At 69.2% G+C, this 24,153-nt stretch carries 21 protein-coding genes and 1 tRNA gene; 11 read left to right on the top strand and 11 right to left on the bottom strand.

Annotation, left to right across the window (positions count from 1 at the left end; genetic code table 11):
• Positions 1 to 132: 132 nt before the first annotated feature.
• The 5 genes from QFZ67_RS22465 to QFZ67_RS22485 form a co-directional block, all read right to left on the bottom strand.
• Entirely contained in the window at positions 133 to 666 is a 534-nt protein-coding gene (locus QFZ67_RS22465; RefSeq protein ID WP_307662875.1) for an RcpC/CpaB family pilus assembly protein, read from the bottom strand.
• Between the two features lie 234 nt (positions 667 to 900).
• Positions 901 to 1,806, bottom strand: a complete 906-nt coding sequence (locus QFZ67_RS22470; protein ID WP_307662876.1) for an S-methyl-5'-thioadenosine phosphorylase — start codon at positions 1,804 to 1,806, stop codon at positions 901 to 903.
• 76 nt (positions 1,807 to 1,882) lie between these two features.
• Entirely contained in the window at positions 1,883 to 2,233 is a 351-nt protein-coding gene (locus QFZ67_RS22475; protein WP_307662877.1) for an FmdB family zinc ribbon protein, read from the bottom strand.
• A 68-nt stretch (positions 2,234 to 2,301) separates the two neighbouring features.
• On the bottom strand, positions 2,302 to 3,597 hold the full coding sequence (locus QFZ67_RS22480) for an MFS transporter (protein WP_307662878.1): 1,296 nt from the start codon (positions 3,595 to 3,597) through the stop codon (positions 2,302 to 2,304).
• 284 nt (positions 3,598 to 3,881) lie between these two features.
• Positions 3,882 to 5,390 (bottom strand): potassium/proton antiporter, encoded by a 1,509-nt coding sequence (locus QFZ67_RS22485; protein ID WP_307665922.1) that lies wholly within the window; start codon positions 5,388 to 5,390, stop codon positions 3,882 to 3,884.
• Between the two features lie 222 nt (positions 5,391 to 5,612).
• On the opposite strand from QFZ67_RS22485, the gene QFZ67_RS22490 reads away from it, so the two are divergent.
• Entirely contained in the window at positions 5,613 to 8,339 is a 2,727-nt protein-coding gene (locus tag QFZ67_RS22490; RefSeq protein WP_307662879.1) for a penicillin acylase family protein, read from the top strand.
• Here QFZ67_RS22490 and QFZ67_RS22495 read toward each other — a convergent pair.
• Positions 8,329 to 8,985: a 5-formyltetrahydrofolate cyclo-ligase gene (locus tag QFZ67_RS22495; RefSeq protein ID WP_307662880.1), complete on the bottom strand. Its 657-nt coding sequence runs from the start codon at positions 8,983 to 8,985 to the stop codon at positions 8,329 to 8,331. The two genes, QFZ67_RS22490 and QFZ67_RS22495, sit on opposite strands and share 11 nt — an antisense overlap.
• A 94-nt stretch (positions 8,986 to 9,079) precedes the next feature.
• On the opposite strand from QFZ67_RS22495, the gene galU reads away from it, so the two are divergent.
• From galU to QFZ67_RS22530, 7 genes are all read left to right on the top strand, one after another.
• The gene (gene galU / locus QFZ67_RS22500; RefSeq protein ID WP_307662881.1) at positions 9,080 to 9,982 is read left to right on the top strand and encodes a UTP--glucose-1-phosphate uridylyltransferase GalU; all 903 of its coding nucleotides are present in this window, start codon (positions 9,080 to 9,082) and stop codon (positions 9,980 to 9,982) included.
• Between the two features lie 4 nt (positions 9,983 to 9,986).
• Positions 9,987 to 11,288, top strand: a complete 1,302-nt coding sequence (gene glp / locus QFZ67_RS22505) for a gephyrin-like molybdotransferase Glp (protein ID WP_307662882.1) — start codon at positions 9,987 to 9,989, stop codon at positions 11,286 to 11,288.
• Positions 11,289 to 11,328: 40 nt separating this feature from the next.
• A complete protein-coding gene (moaC, locus tag QFZ67_RS22510; RefSeq protein WP_373430239.1) occupies positions 11,329 to 11,841 on the top strand; it encodes a cyclic pyranopterin monophosphate synthase MoaC in 513 nt (170 codons plus the stop codon).
• Positions 11,838 to 12,395, top strand: coding sequence for a molybdenum cofactor biosynthesis protein B (locus QFZ67_RS22515; RefSeq protein WP_373430089.1), 558 nt, complete (start codon positions 11,838 to 11,840; stop codon positions 12,393 to 12,395). The genes moaC and QFZ67_RS22515 overlap by 4 nt, the downstream gene beginning before the upstream one ends.
• 18 nt (positions 12,396 to 12,413) lie before the next feature.
• Positions 12,414 to 13,025, top strand: coding sequence for a GNAT family N-acetyltransferase (locus QFZ67_RS22520; RefSeq protein ID WP_307662884.1), 612 nt, complete (start codon positions 12,414 to 12,416; stop codon positions 13,023 to 13,025).
• Between the two features lie 136 nt (positions 13,026 to 13,161).
• Entirely contained in the window at positions 13,162 to 14,253 is a 1,092-nt protein-coding gene (gene glpR / locus QFZ67_RS22525; protein ID WP_307662885.1) for a gephyrin-like molybdotransferase receptor GlpR, read from the top strand.
• 80 nt (positions 14,254 to 14,333) lie between these two features.
• Positions 14,334 to 14,407, top strand: a tRNA-Ala gene (locus tag QFZ67_RS22530).
• Positions 14,408 to 15,366: 959 nt separating this feature from the next.
• Here the strand turns inward: QFZ67_RS22530 and QFZ67_RS22535 are convergent.
• The 3 genes from QFZ67_RS22535 to QFZ67_RS22545 all read right to left on the bottom strand — a co-directional run bounded on the left by QFZ67_RS22535 (position 15,367) and on the right by QFZ67_RS22545 (position 18,097).
• On the bottom strand, positions 15,367 to 15,834 hold the full coding sequence (locus tag QFZ67_RS22535; RefSeq protein WP_307662886.1) for a cupin domain-containing protein: 468 nt from the start codon (positions 15,832 to 15,834) through the stop codon (positions 15,367 to 15,369).
• Positions 15,835 to 16,025: 191 nt separating this feature from the next.
• Positions 16,026 to 16,472: a DUF6069 family protein gene (locus QFZ67_RS22540; RefSeq protein ID WP_307662887.1), complete on the bottom strand. Its 447-nt coding sequence runs from the start codon at positions 16,470 to 16,472 to the stop codon at positions 16,026 to 16,028.
• Between the two features lie 29 nt (positions 16,473 to 16,501).
• A complete protein-coding gene (locus QFZ67_RS22545) occupies positions 16,502 to 18,097 on the bottom strand; it encodes a CocE/NonD family hydrolase (protein ID WP_307662888.1) in 1,596 nt (531 codons plus the stop codon).
• A gap of 104 nt (positions 18,098 to 18,201) precedes the next feature.
• Here QFZ67_RS22545 and QFZ67_RS22550 point away from each other — a divergent pair, with 104 nt between their 5' ends.
• Positions 18,202 to 18,819: a TetR family transcriptional regulator gene (locus tag QFZ67_RS22550; protein WP_307662889.1), complete on the top strand. Its 618-nt coding sequence runs from the start codon at positions 18,202 to 18,204 to the stop codon at positions 18,817 to 18,819.
• 393 nt (positions 18,820 to 19,212) lie between these two features.
• The gene (locus QFZ67_RS22555) at positions 19,213 to 21,498 is read left to right on the top strand and encodes an MMPL family transporter (protein WP_307662890.1); all 2,286 of its coding nucleotides are present in this window, start codon (positions 19,213 to 19,215) and stop codon (positions 21,496 to 21,498) included.
• A 34-nt stretch (positions 21,499 to 21,532) separates the two neighbouring features.
• On the opposite strand, the gene QFZ67_RS22560 is transcribed toward QFZ67_RS22555, so the two are convergent.
• Together QFZ67_RS22560 and QFZ67_RS22565 are read right to left on the bottom strand one after the other, a co-directional pair.
• Positions 21,533 to 22,495, bottom strand: a complete 963-nt coding sequence (locus QFZ67_RS22560; protein ID WP_307662891.1) for a serine protease — start codon at positions 22,493 to 22,495, stop codon at positions 21,533 to 21,535.
• Between the two features lie 110 nt (positions 22,496 to 22,605).
• Complete coding sequence (locus QFZ67_RS22565; protein ID WP_307662892.1) at positions 22,606 to 23,091, bottom strand: GNAT family N-acetyltransferase; 486 nt, start codon at positions 23,089 to 23,091, stop codon at positions 22,606 to 22,608.
• A 61-nt stretch (positions 23,092 to 23,152) separates the two neighbouring features.
• Between QFZ67_RS22565 and QFZ67_RS22570 the strand changes: the two genes are divergently transcribed.
• Entirely contained in the window at positions 23,153 to 23,950 is a 798-nt protein-coding gene (locus QFZ67_RS22570) for an exodeoxyribonuclease III (protein ID WP_307662893.1), read from the top strand.
• Positions 23,951 to 24,153: the final 203 nt, after the last annotated feature.

Genomic DNA, 24,153 nt, shown 5'->3' on the forward strand with positions numbered 1-24,153 from the left:
CACTGAGCCTCTCTTCGCATGTGCAGGACACGGAGCCAAACGCTCCGAAACCTACGTCAGCGCGTGACCGCGCTGTCCAGTCCCCATATGCGAAGAAGCAACCTGACGGTACGTCAGTACGGGCACGAGCAGTCAGCACACTGTCACCGCCAGCCGGGATGTCGCCCCCGCGCCCGCCAGCGCCGCGGCCGTCGCCCGTGGAACGGACAGCACAACCAGCGCACCGCCGTCCGGAGAAGAGCCCTCAGCTGACGGCTCGCGCGTACCCGGGACTTCGGCCACCCGGGCTCCCGACGCCACCACTCGTGCCTCGGACCCTTGCCCCGTAGGGGAGTTGGCGGCGGCGATCACATCCACCCGGTCTCCCGGGCGCAGCAGCCGTACTGTCGCGGCATCCGCGATACGCACCGGAGCCGACACCATCTCGGCGGCGGGCCGGCGCTCGCGCTGCGGTGCCGCGGCGAGCGACTCCGTCCCCGAACCGTCCGCGCCGCGGGCACCCGAAGCGGCAAGCGCCGCCGCCGTCATGGCGAGACCGGCCGCCAGCGCCCGCCTTCGCCGTCGCATCGCCCGCTGCAGCCGATGCGCTCCGCCGTGCACCCGCAGCGGAGCGAACGGGGGCACACCTAGAGGCTCGGGCGCGGGGGAGGGAGGGAGAAGCGACATGACACTCACCGCCTGTCGTGAGGAGTGGAGTTGGACCGATCACCAGGACCGATCACCAGGACCGATCACCAGGTCCGATCACCAGGACCGATCACCTGGTCCGACCACCTGGACCGATCACCAGGACCGATCACCTGGTCCGACCGCTCCTCACGATCCACCCTCCGTCCGCATCCCGCAGACGCCTGTGGACGACCCCCGCCCTGTGGACAACTCCCTCATCCAGGCGAGCGATTACGGCAGCTGAAACCCCGGATCGACGCCGCCCAGCGCCCGCGTGCACAGACAGTCCCGGTCCCCGTCCGCCGGCAGCCCCGCCACCGCGTCGAACAGCACCGCCCGCAGCCGGTCCACATTGGCGGCGAAGACCTCCATCACCTCCTCGTGGGAGACTCCTTCGCCCGACACGGCACCCGCGTCCAGGTCCGTCACCAGCGCCATCGACGTGTAGCAGAGCGCCAGCTCACGGGCGAGCACCGCCTCCGGGTGCCCGGTCATGCCGACCACCGACCAGCCCATCGCCGCGTACCACCGCGACTCCGCCCGGGTCGAGAAGCGCGGTCCCTCGACCACCACCATCGTCCCGCCGTCCACCGGCTCCCAGTTCCGCCCGCGCGCCGCCTCCAGCGCCGCCTTGCGCCCGTCGGGGCAGTACGGATCGGCCGGTGACACATGCACGACGTTCGGAATGGTCCCGTCCGGCAGCGGCAGCCCGTCGTAGAACGTCTGCACACGCGACTGCGTACGGTCCACGAACTGATCCGGTACGAGCAGCGTCCCCGGCCCGTACTCCGGCCGCAGTCCGCCCACAGCGCACGGGCCCAGCACCTGCCGTACGCCCACTGACCGAAGCGCCCACAGATTGGCGCGGTAGTTGATGCGGTGCGGCGGCAGATGGTGGCCGCGTCCGTGCCGAGGCAGGAAGGCGACCCGCCGCCCGGCGATCTCGCCGAGGAACAGCGAGTCGCTGGGACTGCCGTAGGGGGTGTCCACCTGGATCTCGGTGACATCCTCCAGGAAGGAGTAGAAGCCCGAGCCGCCGATCACACCGATCTCTGCGTTCGCGTTACTCGCGTTACTCGCGTTACTCGCGTTACTCGCGTTACTCGCGTTACTCGCGTTACTCGCGTTGGTCGCCATGGCTGTCACAGTATCCGGGCGCGAAAACGCCAAGGGACCCCGCCGTACACAACGGCGGGGTCCCCGGAAGCAGACCTCAGGCGGCGGAGCTGCCGCTGGAGCTCGTGGACGAACTCGAAGAGCTCGACGAGCCCGAAGAACCCGACGACGAGGAAGAGGACGACGTCGAAGCCGCAGGCTTCGGGTCCGACGACTTGGAGTCGGAAGCCTTCGCGCCCGACGTCGACGCCGGCGAGCTGCTCGATGACGACCCACGGCTGTCGTTCCGGTAGAAGCCGGACCCCTTGAACACGATGCCGACCGCCGAGAACACCTTCTTCAGGCGTCCGTCGCAGCTCGGGCACACGGTCAGGGCGTCATCGGTGAACTTCTGCACCGCCTCGAGGCCCTCGCCACATTCGGTGCACTGGTACTGGTAGGTCGGCACTGGTCTTCCTCCTGGCACTCTCACTCAATGAGTGCTAACGACGGTCCATAGTGACGTATTCCGCTGGATCAGTCCACCGCCACCGGCACTCGGTGACCCATCCCACGTGCCGCGATCCGCCCGGAAGCCCTCGCCGAGAGCCGCGAGCGCAGCGCGACCAGGGTGACCAGGGCCAGCACGGTGCCCACCAGGGGGACCAGGAATCCGGCGCTCGCGCCGTGCTCGTCGGTCAGCTGTCCGGCCACCGTCACGGCCGCCGCCTGGCCGAGCGCCACCGCGCCCGTCAGCCAGGTGAAGGCCTCGGTACGGGCCGAAGCCGGCACCAGGGTCTCGACCAGCGTGTAGCCGCTGATCAGGGCGGGCGCGATGCACAGGCCGACCAGCAGCCCGAGCCCCGCAAGCAGTGCCACGGAGTGAACCGCCCACAGCGCGGAGGCCGCCAGTGTCAGCCCGGCGTAGCCGAGCACCATGCGCCGCCGCGGCCCGCTCTTCCAGGCGATCGCGCCGCACGCGATGCCCGCCAGCATGTTGCCGGCCGCGAAAATTCCGTACAGCAGACCGTTGACCCCGGGGTTGCCGATCTCCTCGGAGAAGGCGGTCAGTGCGACCTGCATTCCGCCGAAGACCGAGCCGATGCCGAGGAAGGCCACGGCCAGTACCCGCACTCCCGGAATGGACAGGGCGGAGGCGTGCGGCTCGGCGGCTGTCGCCGCGGGCCGGACCGCCGGCTGCGTACGGCTCTGGGCCGCGAAGAAGAGACCGCCGGCCAGCGTCAGTGCCGCCTCGGCGATCAGTCCCGCCGCCGGGTGGACGCCCGTGCACAGCGCGGTCGCGAGCACCGGTCCGACGACGAAGGTGAACTCGTCCGTCACGGACTCGAAGGCCGCCGCCGTGGACATCAGTGGCGAGCCTCCCCCGAAGCCTTCGGCCTGGGAGGTGCCCCCACCGAGCATGGCGGCCCAGCGGGCCCGCACCATCGGGCCGATCTGCGGTACGGACGCACCGGTCGGCACGGCTGCCGCGAACAGCGCCCAAATAGGCGCGTCCGCCAGCGCGAGCGCTGTCAGGGCGGATACGGAAGCGGTGTGCACCAGCACGCCCGGCAGCAGGACGGCCCGCTGCCCGAATCGGTCCGCGAGCTTGCCGCTCTGCGGTGCGAACAGCGCCATGGAGACACCGGTGAAGGCGGCGACGGCGCCGGCGCTGCCGTAGGAACCGGTGGTGTGCTGGATCAGCAGGACGATGCCGATGGTCAGCATCGCGAAGGGCTGGCGTGCCAGAAAGCCGGGGAGCAGGAATGTCCAGGCGCCGGGGGTGCGCAGGAGCAGCCCATACCCAGGGCGGGTCTCGACCGTGGATGCCACGGTCCGTGCCTTTCTGCCGCCTGGTAGCGCGCCCCTGGTACGCGTCGTACTCGTGATACGAGACGCACGCTCGTGATACGAGACGTACGGGAGCTGCCGAGAGCTGTCCTCTTGCGCGGATCTGCGGTAGATACCGGGGCCCACTGCGAGGGCGCCGCGGCCGCCATACGGTCGCGCCAGCTCTGCGTCAGGCAGAGTTGGTCGATCAGTGTGGCTTCATGGTACAGGTGGATCTCGGAGTTACGCCTGGGAAATGGGTCACATACCTAGGGGTCTGCCTGCGATTAGTCGGATCTTCCTCCGCCGTTTCCACCCGTCCCCAGCCAGTCGGCCAGCTTTCCGCCCTGTCCGACCGCCCGCAGTCGCCGTTCCGCCGCGTCCCGTACCGGATCCGTCGCCACCACAAGCAGCTCGTCGCCCCGCCGCAGCACGGTCGACGGCAGCGGTACGAAGCTCTTCCCGTCCCGTACGACCAGGGTCACCGCGGAACCCGGGGGCAGCCGAAGCTCCGCGACCTCCACGCCGTGCATCTTCGACTCCTCCGGGACCGTCACCGACAGCAGATGCCCGCGCAGCCGCTCCAGTGGCGCCGACTCGATGCCCAGATCGGCCGGGTCGGTCGAGCGCAGGCGCAGTGCCTTCGCCAGCCAGGGCAGCGTCGGCCCTTGCACCAGGGTGTAGACGACGACCAGAACGAAGACGATGTTGAAGACCCGGTCGCTGCCCTCGATGTCGAAGACCATCGGGATGGTCGCGAAAATGATGGGCACGGCGCCGCGCAGCCCCGCCCACGACATCAGGACCTGCTCCTGCCACGGGATACGGAAGGGCAGCAGGCTGACGAGAACCGCCAGCGGACGCGCCACCACGGTCAGCACCATCCCCACGATCACCGCGGGCCAGAAGTCGCCCATCAGCTCGCTCGGCGTCACCAGCAGGCCGAGCAGGACGAACATGCCGATCTGGGCGATCCAGCCGAGGCCCTCTGCGAATCCGCGGTTCGCCGGCGCGTGCGGGAGCCTGGAGTTCCCCAGCACCATCGAGGCGAGGTAGACCGCGAGGAATCCACTGCCGTGCGCCATGGCGCCGGCGGCGTACGCCACCACCGCGATCGCCATCACCGCGATCGGATACAGGCCGGACGCGGGCAGCGCCACATGCCGCAGCCCGAAGGCGCCCAGCCAGCCCGTCGCCAGGCCGATGGCCGCGCCGATCGCCAGCTCCAGCGTGATCTTCCCGATCAGTACGTACCAGTCGTCGACCGGCCCCGCCGTCGAGAAGGCGATCACCAGGATGACCACGGGGGCGTCGTTGAAGCCCGACTCGGCCTCCAGCACACCGGTCACCCGGGACGGCAGCGGCACCTTGCGCAGTACGGAGAAGACCGCGGCGGCGTCCGTCGAGGACACCACCGCGCCGATGATGAGTGCCTGCCGCCACTCCAGCCCGACCAGATAGTGAGCCCCCGCCGCCGTGACGCCCACGCTCACCGCGACGCCAACGGTCGACAGCGCGACCGCCGCGGGCAACGCGGGTTTGATCTCCTTCCACTTCGTGCTCAGGCCACCCTCGGCCAGGATCACCACAAGCGCGGCATAGCCGATCACTTGCGTCAGCCTGGCGTCGTCGAACCTGACGTCGAAGATGCCGTCCTGCCCGATGGCGATCCCGATCCCGAGATACAGCAGCAGGCTGGGGAGCCCACTGCGGGACGAGATGCGCACCGCCGCGACGGCGATGAGCAGAACGAGGGAGCAGATGAGCAGGAGTTCATTGAGCTGGTGGACAGTCAGTGGCCGATCCTTCCCTTCGCGCCTACATGCCGGACCGTTCTACCGGCAGGCGACACTTCGTTACCTTACCTAATCTTTAACGTTTCCTTGATGCGGGTCGATCATCTGTACGGGTTGAGGGGCCGGGTTGCTGCCTTACGGATACCGCGTCCGGACGGGTGGAGTGCTGCGCCTACAGTTGCTCCAGCACTCCAGGACCACCCTGCCCCTCGAAGGACAGCGATGCCCGCCAACACAACCGCCTCTTCCCCCAAGAAGAAGAAGGGGCGACGCGCCCGCCTGCTCGTGATCGTCCTGGTGCTGGCGCTTGTCGCGGGTGTCGGATACGGCACGTACTGGAGCATCAGCACCGTGCGCGCCTCCTTCCCGCAGACCACCGGGACACTCAAACTCGACGGTCTGCGCGGCCAGGTCGAGGTCAAGCGCGACAATTACGGCATCCCGCAGATCTACGCCGACAGCGACGAAGACTTGTTCCGCGCTCAGGGCTTCGTCCAGGCGCAGGACCGCTTCTGGGAGATGGACGTACGCCGCCATATGACCGCCGGCCGGCTCTCCGAGATGTTCGGCTCCGAGCAGGTCGAGACGGACGCCTTCCTGCGCACCCTCGGCTGGCGCGGGGTGGCGCAGGAGGAGTACGACACCAAGCTCACGCCGGAGACGAAGAAGAACCTCCAGGCGTACGCGGACGGCGTCAACGCCTATCTCAAGGGCCGCGACGGCAAGGACCTTTCCGTCGAGTACGCCGCCCTGTCCTTCGCCAACGACTACAAGCCCGAGCAGTGGACGCCGGTCGACTCGGTGGCCTGGCTCAAGGCGATGGCCTGGGACCTGCGCGGCAATATGCAGGAGGAGATAGACCGCTCGCTGCTGACCAGCAGGCTCACCGAGCAGCAGATCAAGGACTTGTACCCGTCGTATCCGTACGACCGGAACAAGCCGATCGTCGACAAGGGCGGAATCAACCCCGCCACCGGAAAGTTCGACCCGGACGCCAAGCCGTCCGACCTGTCCGGCAGCGGGGGGAACAGCCCGGCAGGCGCCACCCAGGGCCTGAACTCCCAGCTCGCCGCGCTCTCGAAGACGCTGGACACGATCCCGGCGCTGCTCGGCCCCAGCGGCAGCGGCATCGGCTCCAACTCCTGGGTCGTCTCCGGCAACTACACGACGACCGGCAAGCCGATGCTGGCCAACGATCCGCATCTCGCGCCTTCGCTGCCCTCCCTCTGGTACCAGATGGGGCTGCACTGCCGTACGGTCTCGGCTTCCTGCCAGTACGACACCGCCGGCTACACCTTCTCCGGCACGCCCGGCGTGATAATCGGTCACAACCAGGACATCGCCTGGGGCTTCACCAACCTCGGCGCGGACGTCACCGACCTCTACCTGGAGAAGCTCGCCGGCGACAGCTACCAGGTGGGCAATGAGGAGAAGAAGCTGACCACCCGCAAGGAGGTCATCAAGATCGCGGGCGGCGGCTCCAAGACGATCACGGTCCGCTCCACCGGTCACGGCCCGCTGGTCTCCGACCGCAGCAACGAGCTGGAGAAGGTCGGCCAAAAGGCCCCGGTCTCCAACTCCGCGCCGGACCGCGGCGCCGGTTACGCCGTGGCCCTGCAGTGGACCGCCCTGGTGCCCGGCAAGTCCATGGACGCGATCTTCGAGCTCAACCGCGCCAAGGACTTCAAGACCTTCCGCGCGGCCGCCGAGAACTTCGAGGTTCCCGCGCAGAACCTCGTCTACGCCGACTCCAAGAACAACATCGGCTACCAGGCACCAGGCAAGATCCCGGTCCGCGCCCAAGGTGACGGCACCACGCCCGCTCCCGGCTGGGACCCGAAGTACAAGTGGAAGGGCTTCATCCCCTTCGATGAGCTGCCCTACGAGTACAACCCCGAGCGCGGCTATATCGTCACCGCCAACCAGGCCGTCGTCGACGCGAAGAAGTACCCGTACCTGATCACCAAGGACTACGGCTACGGCGCCCGCAGCCAGCGGATCAACGACCTCATCGAGTCGAAGATCCAGGGCGGCGGCAAGATCTCGACCGAAGACATGCGCACCATGCAGATGGACAACAGCAGCGAGATCGCCAAGCGGCTCACGCCGTATCTGCTGAAGATCGACGTCTCGGACAGCTACGTCCGCGAGGCGCAGAAGCTGCTGGAGGGCTGGGACTACACCCAGGAGGCGGACTCCGGCGCCGCCGCGTACTTCAACGGGGTCTGGCGCAATGTCCTCAAGCTCGCCTTCGGCAACAAGCTGCCCAAGGAGCTGCGCGTCGAGGGCGAGTGCCTCAACGTCCGCCCGGCCGACAGCTCGGCCCCGGACGACCAGCTGACCGAGCGGGTGCGCGAGTGCGGCCAGCGCGACACGGAGTCAGCGCAGCCGGACGGCGGCGACCGCTGGTACGAGGTCGTGATCAAGATCCTCGAGGACGAGAACAACGAGTGGTGGAAGTCCCCGGCCAGCCGTACCGACTCGGCCACCACCACGCGTGACCAGCTGCTCGCGCGGGCCATGGAGGACGCCCGCTGGGAGCTGACGGCCGAGCTCGGCAAGGATGCATCCAGCTGGAGCTGGGGCCGGCTGCACCAGCTGACGCTGAGGAACCAGACGCTCGGCACCGAGGGTCCCGGCTTCCTGCAGTTCGTGCTCAACCGCGGCCCGTGGAATCTTGGCGGCGGCGAGGCCGCGGTCAATGCGACCGGCTGGAACGCGGCGGGCGGCTACGGAGTCATCTGGGTGCCGTCGATGCGGATGGTCGTCAACGTCGGCGACTGGGACAAGTCCCGGTGGATCAATCTGACCGGCGCGTCGGGGCACGCGTACAGCGCGCACTACACCGACCAGACGGACAAGTGGGCGAACGGCGAGCTTCTCGACTGGGCCTACAGTGCGCAGGCCGTGTCCCAGAAGACCTCCGACACCCTCAAGCTCACTCCGTAGCGTCCGTAGCGTCCGTAGCGTCCGTAGCGTCCGTAGCGTCCGTAGCGTCCGTCGAGCCGGTGAAGCGCCTGACGGCCTCGGGTGTCACCACCGCGTGCACGGGGTGGTCGTGCGGTTCCTCGGGGACCCGCGCGACCACCTCGTTCGCGTACAGCAGCACCACCAGCGCCGGGTCGGCGGCCGCCGCCGAGAGGCGGGCGAGGACCCGGTCGTACGAGCCGCCGCCGCGGCCGAGCCGCATACCGCGGGCGTCCACCGCGAGCCCGGGAAGGAGCACGGCATCCGCATCCAGCACGGCGTCCACGCCGATCCGCGCGCCGTCCGGCTCCAGCAGCCCGCGCCCCGCGCGCACCAGATGTTCCGCGCCCTCGTACACTCCCCAGTCCAGATCGTTGTCCGCTTTCAGGACCGGCAGCAGGACGCGTACGCCCCGCGCGCGCAGCGCGTCGAGCAGCGCGCGGGTGCCGGGCTCGCGCCCGACGGAGACGTATGCGGCGACTGTGCCCGCTTCGGCCAATTCCGGGAGGTCAAGGGCCAGCCGGGCGAGAATCGCGGCGGCCCGCTGGACGTCCTCAGGGGACAGGAGGGCCCGGGCGTCCAGGAGTTCACGCCGAACCGCACTCTTTCCGGACAAGTCACCGCTCATTACCCGTTCACAAACCTCTCGTACATGTCTTTATGAGTCGGAAGTTAACCGGAGGCTCATCTTCAGCCCATACTCGACGGCTATGGTGCTGCGCATGACTCAGTCGCACCCCAGGATCAGCAAGGCTGTCATCCCTGCCGCAGGCCTCGGAACCCGGTTCCTGCCTGCCACGAAAGCCACTCCCAAAGAGATGCTGCCTGTCGTCGACAAGCCCGCGATCCAGTACGTCGTCGAGGAGGCGGTCGCGGCCGGCCTCTCCGACGTACTCATGGTCACGGGCCGCAACAAGCGGCCGCTCGAGGACCACTTCGACCGGAACTACGAGCTGGAAGAGGCGCTCACCCGCAAGGGCGACGCCCGCCGCCTCGCGAAGGTCCAGGAGTCGAGCGACCTCGCCACCATGCACTACGTCCGCCAGGGCGACCCGCGCGGCCTCGGCCACGCCGTGCTCTGCGCCGCCCCGCACGTCGGCGACCAGCCCTTCGCGGTCCTCCTCGGCGACGACCTGATCGATCCGCGCGATCCGCTGCTCGCCAGGATGGTCGAGATCCAGGAGCGGGAGGGCGGCAGCGTCATCGCGCTGATGGAGGTCGACCCCGCCCAGATCCATATGTACGGCTGTGCGGCAGTCGAGGCCACCGGCGAGTCCGACGTCGTCAAGGTGACCAACCTGGTCGAGAAGCCCGACCCGTCCGAGGCCCCCAGTAACCTCGCCATCATCGGCCGCTATGTCCTGAACCCTGCCGTCTTCGACATACTTCGTGAGACCGAGCCGGGCCGGGGCAACGAGATCCAGCTCACCGACGCACTCGAGAAACTCGCCGAGGACGAGAAGGTGGGCGGACCAGTGCACGGCGTGATCTTCAAGGGCCGCCGCTACGACACCGGCGACCGTGGGGACTATCTGCGGGCGATTGTCAGACTCGCGTGCGAACGTGAAGACCTGGGCCCGGAGTTCCGGACCTGGCTTCGCAGTTATGTGACCGAGGAGATGTAACACCGTGAGCAGCACGATCTGGTCGGTGGACGACCACCTGGAGGACATCCTCGGCGCGATCCGCCCGCTGGACCCGATCGAGCTGCAGTTGCCCGACGCCCAGGGCTGCGTCCTGGTCGAGGACGTCACCGCGCCGGTCGCGCTGCCGCCCTTCGACAACAGCTCCATGGACGGGTACGCGGTCCGCACGGCCGATGTCGCCGGCGCGAGTGAGAAGTTCCCCGCCGTTCTCACGGTGATCGGCGATGTGCCGGCCGGCGGCGGCGGGCTGCCCACCGTCGGACCCGGCCAGGCCGCCCGCATCATGACCGGCGCCCCGCTGCCGCCCGGCGCGGAGGCGGTCGTCCCGGTCGAGTGGACCGACGGCGGCACGGGCGGCGGAGCCGCCACCACGATGCGCCCGGCCGGCGAGGCCCCGGAGGGCGCGAGCGGCGAGGTCCGCGTCCACCGGCCGGCCGAGGCGCGCGCCCATGTGCGCGCCCGCGGCAGCGACGTCCAGGCGGGCGACCTGGCGCTGGAGGAGGGCACCGTCCTCGGTCCCCCGCAGATCGGCCTGCTCGCCGCGATCGGCCGCGGCTCCGTGCGCGTCCGTCCCCGTCCGCGCGTCGTCGTGCTCTCCACCGGCAGCGAACTGGTACAGCCCGGCGAGGAGTTGGGCGAGGGCCAGATCTACGACTCGAACAGCTTCGCGCTGTGTGCCGCCGCCCGCGACGCGGGCGCCCTCTCCTACCGGGTGGGCGCGGTCACCGACGACGCGGAGGTGCTGCGCGCCACCATCGAGGACCAGCTGATCCGCGCCGATCTGCTGGTCACGACGGGCGGCGTGAGCGTCGGCGCGTACGACGTCGTCAAGGAGGCCCTCGCCTCGGTGGGCGACGTGGACGTGCCGGGCAGCGGGATCGACTTCCGCAAGCTCGCCATGCAGCCCGGCAAGCCGCAGGGCTTCGGCTCGATCGGCCCGGAGCACACCCCGCTGCTGGCGCTGCCCGGTAATCCGGTCTCCTCGTACGTCTCCTTCGAGCTGTTCGTACGTCCCGCGATCCGGGCCCTGATGGGGCTCAAGGACGTCCACCGCCCGAAGGCGCGCGCCCTGCTCAAGGCCGACAATCCGCTGACGTCGCCCGCGGGCAAGCGGCAGTTCCTGCGCGGTGTGTACGACCCCGAGTCGGGCACCGTCTCTCCGGTCGGCGGTTCCGGCTCCCATCTGATCGCGGCCCTCGCCCATGCCGACTGCCTGATCGTCGTCCCGGAGCCCGACACCTCGGCCGAGCCGGGCGCGGAGGTGGAAGTGGTCCTCCTCGGCTGACCTGCATACGGTGGCGGTACCGTGTCTGCCCACACAGGCCCTGAGGGGCCAGGACCGGGAGCGCCACAGCAAAATGAGTACGCAAGGCAGGCTGACGCACATCGACGACGCGGGGGCGGCCCGTATGGTCGACGTCTCCGGAAAGGACGTCACCGCACGCACCGCCCGGGCCAGCGGCCGGGTCCTGGTATCACCGCAGGTCGTGGAGTTGCTGCGGGGCGAGGGCGTGCCCAAGGGTGACGCGCTGGCGACGGCCCGTATCGCGGGCATCATGGGCGCCAAGCGCACCCCCGATCTGATCCCGCTCTGCCACCCGCTCGCGGTCTCCGGCGTCACCCTCGATCTGGCGGTCGCGGACGACGCCGTCGAGATCACCGCCACGGTGAAGACCACCGACCGTACGGGCGTCGAGATGGAGGCCCTGACCGCCGTCTCGGTCGCCGCGCTCACCGTCGTCGACATGGTCAAGGCCGTCGACAAGGGCGCGGTGATCACCGACGTCCGGGTCGAGGAGAAGACGGGCGGCAAGTCCGGCGACTGGAGCCGCTCATGAGCCCGGCGCCAAGGGCCGGAGAGGTGTACGGCCACAGCCACGGGCCGCGCCCCGAGGCGGCCCAGCGGGCCATGGTCATCACCGCGTCCAACCGCGCGGCCGCCGGTGTGTACGAGGACAAGGGCGGTCCGATCCTCGCCGAGGGGCTGGCCGCGCTCGGCTTCCAGGTCGACGGGCCGCGCGTCGTCCCGGACGGCGACCCGGTCGAGCAGGCCCTGCGCGACGGCGTCGCCGCCGCGTACGACGTCATCCTCACCACCGGCGGTACCGGCATCTCGCCCACCGACAAGACCCCCGAGGTCACCCGGCGGGTGCTCGACCACGAGATCCCCGGCATCCCCGAGGCGATCCGCGCGTACGGACGCGAGAAGGTGCCCACCGCGGCGCTGTCCCGGGGGCTCGCCGGAGTCGCGGGACGCACCCTGATCGTCAACCTGCCGGGCTCCACCGGCGGGGTGCGCGACGGCCTCGCCGTACTGGAGCAGCTACTGGTGCATGCCGTGGACCAGATCCGCGGCGGCGATCACCCAAGATCCCCCCGGAGCCCAAGCTGAACGCCCCCCACCTGGCCGGTGATCCTGGCGGACGGTGATGTGGTCCTCCGCCCGATAAAGCTGCGCGACCAGCGGAACTGGCGCGAGGTGAACCGGCGCAACCGCGACTGGCTGCGGCCCTGGGAGGCGACCATCCCGCCGCCCGCACCGGGCGGGCCCGTCGCGCACCGGCCCACATACCGGCAGATGGTCCGCCATCTGCGCACCGAGGCCAACGCGGGCCGGATGCTCCCCTTCGTCATCGAGTACCAGGGCCGACTGGTGGGCCAGTTGACGGTCGCCGGGATCACCTGGGGCTCGATGTGCTCGGGCCATGTCGGCTACTGGGTGGACCGGGAGATCGCGGGCCGTGGGGTCATGCCGACCGCCGTCGCGCTCGCCGTCGACCACTGTTTCCGCTCGGTCGGACTGCACCGCATGGAAGTCTGCATTCGGCCCGAGAACGCTCCCAGTCGCCGGGTCGTGGAGAAACTCGGATTCCGCGAAGAGGGACTGCGCCCTCGTTATCTCCACATCGACGGTGCGTGGCGGGACCATCTGGTGTTCGCCCTCACGGCCGAAGAGGTGCCCGAAGGACTGCTTCGCCGCTGGCACCAGGCACGACCCGGGACGTCGCGGGAAATAAAATAAACGTTCGAAAGCGATCGCTGTCGACCATGTTCCGATCTGAACAATCACAAAAAAAGTCCGTGATATCAGCCAGATCGTGCGACACACCGGGCCAATTGGCGGATGCCCTTGCGTAAATCCCTCTACGGTGTGATGCGTGAGCAGCAGCGGCCTCATCTACGCAGTCATCGTCGGGGCCTGGGCCGCCTACTTGGTGCCGATGTGGCTCCGCAGGCAGGACGAGCTCAATGAAGCCCGTCCGACGGAACGCTTCTCCACCGCCATCCGGCTGCTGTCCGGACGCGGTGCAATGGAGCGCCGGTACGCCAAGGAGCTGCGGGAACGCACCGCCGAGCAGGCTGAGCCCGAGGCGGACCCGGATGCCTCCACGGACCGTTTGAGTTCCGTGGACGTCCGGGCCTTCGCCGCGCCCCCGGCCCGTACCGAAGCCCGGATGGACATCCCGGCCCGCCAGGCGCCCGTCCCGCCCCAGGCCCAGGCGCGACGCCCGGTGCCGCGTCCGCGTCCGCGGCCGAACGGCTCCGCCGCCGAGCGCGCCCGGCGCACCAAGGTCCTGGCCCGCCGCAGACGTACCACCGTGGTCCTCTTCCTCGCGTTCACGCTCGGCGCGATCGTCGCCGCGGTCGGCGGACTCCGCTTCCTGTGGGCCCCGGCCGTCCCCGCCATACTTCTCAGCGCGTACATCGTCCATCTGCGCACCCAGGAGCGCCGGCGCTTCGCGTTCACCATGGACCGCCGCCGGGCCGAGGCGGCGGCGCAGCGGCTGCGCGAGAACCGTCCCCGCCGGCACCCGGACGCGGCGGCCACTGCCGAGCCGGACGAGGAGCCCGCGGGACGCACCGAGCCAGAACCGGGCAGCGCCCTCTCCCCGCAGGAGGCAGGCCGCCGTGCGCTGGTCGAGCAGACGGACCACGCGGAGTGGGTCGACCAGCAGCGCGAACGCGGGCCGACGCGCGGCGACAGCTGGGAGCCGGTCCCGGTCCCGCTGCCGACGTACGTCACCGCGCCCGTCGCCCCGCGCGCCACGAGCGGCGTGGACGTGAGCGACCCGGAGACCTGGAGCGCGGCCCGCTCCTCGACGGCGGAACCGACCTCCGGGCCGGCCCCGGCGGCGGACCCCGCGCCGAGCCGGCGCACGCCTGCGCCCCGGCGTGCGCGCGAGCGCGGACGCACCCCGCTCTTCGATCAGTACGCGGACGAGGACAGGCCCCGCGCCGCCAACGAGTGAGCCCGCCATCGGCGCGTGACCAGCGCCGGAACGGATTTCCAAGCACCCCGACGAGGATGCTAGAGTTTCACTCGTTGCAAGGGCCTGTGGCGCAGTCTGGTAGCGCACCTCGTTCGCATCGAGGGGGTCTGGGGTTCAAATCCCCACAGGTCCACAACAACGGCTGTTCTTGAGTTCGCTCAGGGAGAGTTCACGAGATCCCGTCCGATCACTTAGATCGGGCGGGATTTCGGCGTTTCCGCGGTCTGTTCGAGGTGGTGTCCGAACGCGGGCGGGGCCGGGGGCGGTTGCCTGGCAGACATTGGCCTGGGGTTCGGGGTGGTTCGGGTGCGTGGGAGGTGCCGGGGCCATCGCTGGACGCGCGCGTATCCGGTTCAACGTGCTGGGGTGTCAGGTATTCGTGCGGGCTGGCGGCCGAGCGGGTGGGGGAAGCCCGGTCGCGACCAGTGGCGTTGGAGCGGCACCAGCGAGCTCGCTGATTTCATCGGCAGGGCTGTCGGTGCCTGCGTTGGTGGCCGCGCTTTGGTGCCAGGTGAACAAGACGTGCGGGTTGCTGCTGCAGATCATCAGGGCGAGCAGGATGGTCTGCGCGACGCGGCCGTGAGCGAGTCGCTTCCTGGGGTCGGCGATGTCGATGCCGTGCCCTTCAGCCTGCCGTTGAGACCTTCGATGTTTGCCCGGCCCGGCCGGTAGGCGTTCTGCCAGCTGGGGTGAAGGTAATGCCGGCTCTGCCGGAACTTGTCGAGTTTTCCGAGGTCGCCGGGACGGACGGTGATGGTGGGCCGCTGGCATCGGACCGATCCGCTTGCCCCCGCCGCAGCCTGCCCCCGGCGGGTCCGGGTGCCGCTGGCCGCGGCGTGCGCAGGGAATACCGCGCTCCTGCCGCACGACGGGACGGCACGTACAACGAAGCGCTCGACGCCGTCTCGAGGTCGAGGAACTGGACGTGCGCAGGAGGGCACCACGAGCTCCTCGGACGGCCTGAGCCGGGCTTGAGGATCTGCGCAGTGACGTGATCACGAATGCGGGGAACGCCACACCGAGCGGAGCGGCGGGCCGTCCTGCCGCTGATGCGGGACGGCGGGTGGGGGCGGACGCGGTGAGGGCGGATGGTCAGCGAGGTGGTCCGATGATGCGGTTGCCGCGCAGGGCGGCGGCTTCGGCGAGCTTGGCTTTGGTGATCTCGAACCCGTCGGGGCGGGGGGTGGTGACGTCACGTCCGGCGTGCCGGAACATTTCCTCTATGCCCGCGGGGGTGGCGATGAGGAGGAGGTCTGCGCGGTCGGACGTGATGCGGTAGCCATGGGGGATGTTGCGGGGCAGGTAGACGACGCCGCCTTCGGACAGTTCGTGGCGTGCGTCTCCGACCCACACGAGTGCCTCGCCCTTGAGGAGGAGGAACACCTCGTCCTCGCGGGTGTGGAGGTGGAAGGGTGGGGCCTCGCCCTTGGGGATGTCGAACCGTCCGACGGTGAGCTGTCCTTCGGTGGCCTGGCTGTCGAGCAGGATCGTGAACAGCCCGCCGTCGAGCCATTCAAGGGTCTGCTGCTGCTCGGGTTGGGCGAGGTAGGCCATGGTCATGGCGGTCTCCGGGGTGGGTGCGGTGGCTCGCGTAGGGCGAGTCAGGCGGGGAGGAGGCCGACGCCGGCGTTGGCGACGACCTGGACGCGGGGGCCCTGTTGAAGGGCGGTAAGCATGGGGTAGACGGTGCAGACGCCGTCAGTCACACCCGGGATGGCACCACGAGCTGTTCGGATGGCCTGAGCCGGGCGTCAGGATCGGCGCAGTGACGTGTTTACGAATGCGGGGATCACCGCCGCGCCGACGATGAGGTGCATCAGGGCCAGCAGGAGCTGGTCGGATGTCGTGATGCCGGCCCCGTTGTAGGGAAGACTGGCGACGAGCACCAGAGCCGTTAGCGCCTCCCAGATGACGGTGGCCCGCCGTGGGACGAATCGTTCCAGCAGCTCCAGCAGTCCCCAGCCGAGCAGCGCCGGGACGACGGAGGCGGCGATCACCGCGCTGATCAGGATGGACTGGGCCGGCCGGCCGAACATCGCGGGAGTCCTGAGGTCGTACCCGGCGACCTCGGTGAGGACGAGCACGTACGCGAGGTTCGCGAGGAGAGCGATGCCGATGGCGGCCGGTCGCAGTACCCGGGCTGGGGTTTCGGTGAGGCGGCGGGCGGATGGTCTCGGTGCAGACGATGTGGTGGCCATGATGGTTGTTCCGTTGGAAGAGGTGGGGGTCAGCGGATGACGGGCAGGATGAGGTGGGAGGGGTGGTCGGCGTCGTGGTGGATGAGGTCGCGGCCCACCTGGTGGCCGTAGTAGTGGTGGAACAGGCCGTCGGCGACCGGGGAATCGCCGTTGGCGATCTCCAGGCGGATGCGGCTGCCCTTTGGGAAGAGGTAGGAGGTCGGCCAGACCTCGATCTCGTAGCGGACGACGCTCCCCGGCTCGATCGGCTGGGGCGGATGGGTGCGGTGGGAGGCCTTCAGCCAGCCGCGGGTGACCATCGCGGAGGGCGGCGGCACGTTCTTGGCGACCTTGCGCATGAGGGCCTCCTTGAGCTTCGGAACGGCCTTCTGCTCGGAGACCTTGACGTGGAATTCGGTGTCGGTCCGGTCGGACTCGGCGTACAGCACGAGGGTGATCTTCCCGGTGACCTCGGTGTCGTGTTCCAGCGGCTGGGTGGTGAAGGTGAGGATGCCGCGGGTGGGCTGCGGGATGCCGTCGGTGATGACGGTGGTGCCCACCGTCCACTCGGGGTTGGGGTAGTCGTAGACGGTTGGCTCGCCGGCCGGCTGGGTGGGCGGGGTGGTGGTGAGGCTGCCGTCGTTGAGTGAGCGGACGGCGTGTGCGGGTTCGGGGTGCAGGTAGAACGTGGTCGGCACGGCGCGCTGGGGTGGCCATTCGGATTCCGCCCGCGGCTGGCTCCCGGTGTTGCCGACCTGGATACGGACCGGCGGGCCGTCCATGACACCGTTGTCGATGCCCTTGAGCCAGTGGTCGTACCAGGGCCGGATGTAGGTGTCGAGGAACTCGGTTTGGTAGTAGCGCTCGTGGCTGTCGGTGCCGGCGAGCACGACGAGGCGCTTGTCGGTGCTCTTGAGCCGTTCGTAGCCGTCGAGCTGACCGCGCAGGTGCAGGCCGACGCCGTACCACCAGGCGATGTTGAGCACCGGGACATCGATGTCCTCCACCTTCACCGCTCGTTGGTCCCACCAGTCGTCGATGACGGGCCGGTCCAGGGTCATGCCGATGATGTCGGCGCTGATGCCGCCGGGCCGGGGCGGGGTGCCGCCGCCGATGGTGGCGCTGGCGCGGAGGTGGTCGGTCGACCAGAAGTTGAGGAACCCCATGGAGTAGACCCCGCCGTGGTAGACCGCGTCGTGGTAGAGGTTCGTGAACCCGCTGTAGACCAGCGCGCAGGTCAGGTGCGGCGGGCGCTGCGCGGCGGCCAGCCACTGGTTCACGCTGTAGGCGCTCTCCCCGATCATCGACACCTTCCCGGTCGACCAGGGCCGGGAGGCGATCCACTCGATGGTGTCGTAGAAGTCGCGCTGCTCGGCGGGCCCGAACAGCTCGAACTCCCCCTCGGACCTGCCGGTGCCGCGCTGGTCGCCGATCACGACCGCGTAGCCGCGGCCGGTCCAGTAGTCGATCGGGCCGGTCTCGATGTACCGGAACATCGACACCGCCGGCAGGTACAGCAGGTCCTTCTGGTAGGGCGCTACCGCGTACAACGCCGGGAACGGGCCGTCCCCGTCGGGCAGATACACATCGACGCAGATCCGGACGCCGTCGGACGCCGTGATCCACTCATCCTTGAACGCGTGCATGACCGACTCCTAATTTCCTCACATGTGGAAACTAATTTCAGCGTATGATGAAACTGTCGCGGACGGAAGTCCCTTCTCTGACCTGTTACGGAAGGTGATGCGGTGTGACTGGGCGAGGTCCCCGGGGAGAGCGCGGAGAGCAGGCGGACAAGATCATCGCCGCCGCCCGCAGATCCTTCGCCACACGTGGCTACGCCGCGACCTCACTGCGGTCGGTCGCCCAGGACGCCGGCGTCGACCCCGGCCTGGTGCACTACTACTTCCGCACCAAGGCCGGGCTGCTGGAAGCGGTCATGCAACCCCCCGAGGCGTTCGGCGCAGCCGTGGCCGCCGCCGCCGAGCAGCCCATACACCAGCGCGGACGCGCGTTCGTGCAGGCCACCCTGCGCCTGTGGGAAGACCCCGCCTCCGCCGAGATCCTGCGTTCCATCATCCTCACCGCCGCCCAGGAACCCGCCGCCATGCACCGCCTGCGGCAGTTGTTCTCCGAACTCGTCCTGGCCGTCGTCTCCCACAGCCTGCCCGACACCGAACGCACCCTGCGCGCCAGCCTCATCGCCACCCAGATCGTCGGCATGGTCATGAACCGCTACATCTGGCAGGTCGGCGACATCGCCACCCTCCCCGCCGACACCGTCACCGACCTCCTTGCCCCCACCGTCCAGCACTACCTCGCCGACACCCTGCCCACGAAGCTCGGCGACGGCTGGAGGCTGAGCTGACCGGGCCTGTCCGGTAAACGGCTCTGTCACACGTCCGGGATGCTGTTGATCGCCCCCTGCGGCCTGGCCGCTGGACCACTTGGACGATTGCCCCAGGCGGCCGTCGAACGGACGCGCGAGTAGTCAGGCATCTGAGGGCGGGGTGAACAAAGGGGCGACGGGAAGCGATCTTCGGCCAATCGGGAAACGATCTTTAAGGGCTCGCTTCGCTGCACGTCGGCTGCACTTGTGAACAGCCCACAACAACTGACGAAGTCCCGTCCGATCATCACGATCGGGCGGGACTTCGTCGTTTGCGCATCGTGGTGGTGCGTGACCGTTGCGCATGCCGTCCTGGTGAATCGGGCTTTTAATGCGGAATGTCCGCATCGGGTTCCCTGCCGGGAGAGACGCATGACGAAGGCTGAGCTGCCCCCGCAGACCTCCCGTCTGTCCGAACCCGCGCCCCGCAGGGGGCTCCTGCGCAGGCTCGGTGAATGGTGCGCCCGCCGTTGTGTGTTCGTCCTCGTCGCCTGGCTGGTCGCCCTCGCCGGCCTTCAGGTCCTGCATCACGCGTACGGCGGCGAGTATTCCGACGACTTCTCGCTGCCCGGCGTCCAGTCGACGGAGGGGCTGGACGTGCTCGAGAAGCACCAGCCCTCCGCCGGGGGCTACAGCAGCCAGATCGTTCTGCACGACACCTCGAACCCGCTCATCGCCTACGGCTCGCAGATGTCCACCGCGATCGGCGGTCTGCAGAAGCTGCCGCATGTGATCTCGGCGCAGAATCCGCTGCCTCCCGCCGGGTCCACTCCGCCGCCGCAGCCGTCCGGCCACAACGTCGGTCCGCTGTCCTCGGACGGTTCGACCGCGTACATCACGGTCCGCTTCGACAAGCAGCCCTCCACCTTCGAGGAGTCGTATCTCGACGGGGTGGGCAAGGCGGTCCAGCCGCTGCGGGCAGCCGGAGTGGATGTGGAGTACGGGGGTCCGCTGGGTGAGCTCGCCCGGCCCCCGGCCGACGACCGGACCAGTGAGGTGATCGGCTTCGCCGTGGCGATCGTGGTCCTGCTGGTCGGCTTCGGCAGTGTGCTCGCCGCCGGTGTGCCGCTGCTGACGGCGCTGATCAGTGTGATCTGCGGGCTTGCGCTGCTCGGGATGATCGCCGCCGCGTTCACTTTCGCGACGGTCTCACCCACGCTGGCCACCATGATCGGCCTCGGTGTGGGTATCGACTACGCGCTGTTCCTGATCACCCGGCACCGGCAGAACCTCATGGACGGCGCGGACCCGGTGAACGCGGCCGGCCAGGCGGTCGCCACCAGCGGACGGGCGGTGCTCGTCTCCGGATGCACGGTCATCATCGCCCTGGCCGGACTGTCCGTCTCCGGGGTCAGCTTCATCTCCAAACTCGGGGTGGCCGCCGCCGTCACCGTGGTCACGGCGGTCATCGGAGCGCTCACGCTGGTGCCCGCCCTGCTGGGGCTGATCGGCCGGCGGATCGACAAGTACCGGGTGCGCAAGCCGATCGCGGAGACGGACGCCCAGCCGGGTGAGGAGGCGCACGGAACCTGGCACCGGTACGCGCGGCGCGTCCAGCGCCGGCCGTGGCAGTTCCTGGCCAGTGGGGTGGCCGCCATCGCGGTGCTCGCCATCCCGCTGTTCTCCATCCAGCTCGGCCATATCGGGGACGGCGCCGACCCGAAGTCCTTCACCGACCGGCGGGCGTTCGACCTGATGTCCGAGGCCTTCGGGCCGGGCTCCAACGGGCCGATGACGCTCGTCATCGACCAGACGTCGGTGGCGGCGGCCGACCGGGCGGCGCTCTCCTCGCAGGCGCAGAAGGCGCTCACCAATGTGCCGGGGGCCGCCACGATCACGCCGCTGAAGCCGACTCAGGACGGGGACGTACTGGTCGCGACCGCCTATTCGCAGCAGGCGCCGCAGGACGAGGACACCACAAAGCTTGTCAACCGGCTGGTGGACGACATCCTGCCGCAGGCCGTCTCCGGCACCTCCGCCCACGGCTATGTGACCGGCACGACCGCCGCCCAGGTCGACTTCCTGGACATCGTCTCCAGCCGGCTGCCCCTGATCATCGCCGTGGTGGTCGCTCTCGCCTTCGTCATCATCCTGATCGTCTTCCGCGGAGTGCTGGTCGCGGTCAAGGCGGCGGTGCTCAACGTCCTTTCCATCGCGGCCTCGTACGGAGTCGTGGTGGCCGTCTTCCAGTGGGGCTGGGGCGGCCCGGCGCTGGGGGTGTCGGGCAAGGTGCCCGTGGAGAGCTATGTGCCGATGATGATGTTCGCGATCGTCTTCGGTCTGAGCATGGACTACGAGATCTTCCTGCTCTCCCGCGTCCATGAGGCGTGGCTGCGCACCGGCGACCCGAAGGCGAGCGTCGCGCACGCGCTGGAGATCACCGCGCTGGTGATCACCTGTGCTGCGCTGATCATGGTCAGCGTCTTCGCCGCCTTCATCATCAGCGACAGCATCGTGGTGAAGATGCTGGGGCTCGGCCTTGCCGTGAGCGTGCTGATCGACGCGACCGTGGTGCGGCTGCTGCTGGTGCCGGCGGTGATGACGCTGCTCGGGCGGGCCGCCTGGTGGACGCCGCGGTGGCTGGACCGGATCCTGCCGCATGTGGACACCGAGGGCGTGCACGAGACTGCGGCCGCACCCCGGGGCGGCGGGGGCTGAGCGGCCCCCGCCGGCCCGAGTGGCTCCAAGTGGCTCAGGAGACCTGGGCCTTGTCGTAGACGGCCTTGGCCTCATTGCCGAAGTACGGCCCGAACATCCGGTTCGGCAGGAAGGTGTAGCCGAAGCTGTTCACCGAGGCCTGCAGGCCGGTGCCGGTGGCCTCGCTGAACGAGGTGAACCAGGGGCCGCCGCTGGAGCCGCCCGTCATGTTGCAGCCCAGGCTGTGGTCCTTCGAGAACAGGAAGTCCTTCGAGGAGTTCCCGCTGCAGTAGATGAGCTTCGTGCCGTCGTACGGAGAGGCCGCGGGGAAGCCGAAGGCGTACATCGCCTTGTTGTAGCCGCCGTTGAAGCTCAGGCCCTGCGCGCCGACCGTCTCGGCGAGCTTCTTGCCGCCCAGCGGGGCGACGACGGCCGCGCCGACGTCGTAGTTGATGTCCTCGCTCGCCACCCACTGGTCGGTGGAGAAGGTCTTGGTGGCGGACCACTGACCGTACGGTGCCTGGCCGTTGTTGTACGCGGGCACGAAGACCCAGTTGGTGTGCCAGCTGCCCTGGTACTTCACGCAGTGGCCCGCGGTGATCACGGTGCTGCCGTTCTGGCTGGTGACGGAGTTGCCGGAGCAGGAGGCCGTACGGCCCTGGAAGCTGAAGAACACCCGCCCGGACGTCTTGACCACGGCGCCGCCACCCGTCCACGGGCCGCCGGCCTGCGGGAAGGCGGTGGGCGAGACGGCGGTGGGGGGTATGGCGGTTTCCTTGCCGCCGCGCTTGGGGGTCCCCAGCGCCTTGAGACCGTCGCGAGTCAGTGGCAGCAGATCGAGCGGGGTGGCGTTGCGCATCCGCTCAGCGGTCCAGAAGCCCTGCGTCTGCTGCTGCTTGAAGACGGTGGGGGCGGGGGAGGGAGCGGGGGCGGCGTCGGCGGCGGTGGCCGACAGTGCGCCGGCGAGCAGGGTGGCGACGGTCAACAGGATCCCGGCGGGGGTACGATGGCGTCTCACGCATGTCTCCTTCTGCCGTGTCCGCGCGTGGTGTCGCGCGGGCAGGGTGGGGGATGAGCCGGTGCGGATCGGCGTGCGTGAGGCAGAGTGCCACGGGAAGCGCGTTTATGTCAGGGGCGCGACAAGAGCTTCGCGAAGCAGCGGCTGCTCTCGTACTCCCGGTAGTGGCCGAATTTCGAGCACGGCAGATAGCCGGCCGAGGTGTAGAGCCCGATCGCCTCGGGCTGCATGATGCCGGTCTCCAGCACCATCCGGGTACGGCCGGCGGCGCGGGCGTCGTCCTCCAGGGCGGCCAGGATGCGACGTGCGAGACCGAGGCCGCGCGCCTCTGGAACCACGTACATGCGCTTGAGCTCGGCGTCTCCGTCGGAGTAGCCCTCGTGGTTCGCGTCCTGCGAGCGCCAGCCGCCGGTCGCGACGGGCCGGCCCTGATCGTCGTACGCGAGGAGGTAGAGGCCGCGGGGCGGCTGGAACATCGAGGGGTCGAGCGGTGTGACATCGCCCTCGTCCTGGTACCGCTCGGCGTATTCGAGCTGGACCTGGTCGTTGAGTTTGACGGCGTCGGGGTGGTCGAACGGCGTGGCGCGGAAATTCATGGGCAGATCGTACGGGTATGCGAATGCGGGCTGCCGGTGCGGTGCTCGGTAGGGTGCCGGAATGCTCACTGTGACAACCGTGAATGTGAATGGACTCCGCGCCGCGGCCAAGAAGGGCTTCGTCGACTGGCTGGCCGGTACCGCCGCCGACGCGGTCTGTCTCCAGGAGGTCCGGGCCGAGGCCCACCAGCTCCCGGACGAGGTGCGCGAACCGGACGGCTGGCACACGGTGCACGCCCCGGCCGGGGCGAAGGGGCGCGCGGGTGTCTCCCTCTACACGCGGCGGGAGCCGGACGCGGTACGGATCGGCTTCGGGTCGACCGAGTTCGACGGAAGCGGGCGGTACGTCGAGGCGGAGCTGCCGGGTGTCACGGTGGCGAGCCTGTATCTGCCGTCGGGCGAGGTGGGGACGGACCGCCAGGACGAGAAGATCCGGTTCATGGGCGAGTTCCTGCCCTATCTGCGCGAACTGAAGGCCCGCGCGGCGGCGGACGGGCGCGAGGTGGTGGTGTGCGGCGACTGGAACATCGCGCACCGGGAGGCGGACCTCAAGAACTGGAAGGGCAACAAGAAGAACTCCGGCTTCCTGCCCGAGGAGCGGGAGTGGCTGTCCCGGGTCTTCGACGAGGCCGAGTACGTGGACGTGGTGCGGGCGCTGCACCCGGACCAGGAGGGGCCGTACTCGTGGTGGTCGTACCGCGGGCGGGCCTTCGACAACGACACGGGCTGGCGGATCGACTACCAGGTGGCGACGGCGGGCCTGGCGGGGCGCGCGGTGAAGGCGTGGGTGGAGCGTGCGGCGACGCACGGGGAGCGGTGGAGCGACCATGCGCCGGTGACGGCAGTTTACGAGCTGTAGCCGGATTCGCCTTCGCGGCCGACTGCCGTACACCCATTCAACTCAACTGAAGAGACAACGGACTTGAACGGTCGGAATGCGTCCGGCCGCGCTGGATTTTTGATCCACTTCGGTCAATTTCAGCTATGAGTCAACTGGCGTATACCCGTGCCGTGGCGATGTCGTACTACTGGGGCAGCTGATCGACAGCAGCCTCGGGAGGT

Source organism: Streptomyces sp. V1I1 (assembly GCF_030817355.1).
Classification (GTDB): Bacteria; Actinomycetota; Actinomycetes; order Streptomycetales; family Streptomycetaceae; genus Streptomyces.

Bases quoted from the DNA above. Each gene is read 5' to 3' on its own strand.
- QFZ67_RS22465 (WP_307662875.1), bottom strand. From the start codon at position 666: ATGTCGCTTCTCCCTCCCTCCCCCGCGCCCGAGCCTCTAGGTGTGCCC.
- QFZ67_RS22470 (WP_307662876.1), bottom strand. From the start codon at position 1,806: ATGGCGACCAACGCGAGTAACGCGAGTAACGCGAGTAACGCGAGTAAC.
- QFZ67_RS22490 (WP_307662879.1), top strand. From the start codon at position 5,613: ATGCCCGCCAACACAACCGCCTCTTCCCCCAAGAAGAAGAAGGGGCGA.
- QFZ67_RS22495 (WP_307662880.1), bottom strand. From the start codon at position 8,985: ATGAGCGGTGACTTGTCCGGAAAGAGTGCGGTTCGGCGTGAACTCCTG.
- galU (WP_307662881.1), top strand. From the start codon at position 9,080: ATGACTCAGTCGCACCCCAGGATCAGCAAGGCTGTCATCCCTGCCGCA.
- QFZ67_RS22515 (WP_373430089.1), top strand. From the start codon at position 11,838: ATGAGCCCGGCGCCAAGGGCCGGAGAGGTGTACGGCCACAGCCACGGG.
- QFZ67_RS22535 (WP_307662886.1), bottom strand. From the start codon at position 15,834: ATGACCATGGCCTACCTCGCCCAACCCGAGCAGCAGCAGACCCTTGAA.
- QFZ67_RS22540 (WP_307662887.1), bottom strand. From the start codon at position 16,472: ATGGCCACCACATCGTCTGCACCGAGACCATCCGCCCGCCGCCTCACC.
- QFZ67_RS22545 (WP_307662888.1), bottom strand. From the start codon at position 18,097: ATGCACGCGTTCAAGGATGAGTGGATCACGGCGTCCGACGGCGTCCGG.
- QFZ67_RS22555 (WP_307662890.1), top strand. From the start codon at position 19,213: ATGACGAAGGCTGAGCTGCCCCCGCAGACCTCCCGTCTGTCCGAACCC.
- QFZ67_RS22565 (WP_307662892.1), bottom strand. From the start codon at position 23,091: ATGAATTTCCGCGCCACGCCGTTCGACCACCCCGACGCCGTCAAACTC.
- QFZ67_RS22570 (WP_307662893.1), top strand. From the start codon at position 23,153: ATGCTCACTGTGACAACCGTGAATGTGAATGGACTCCGCGCCGCGGCC.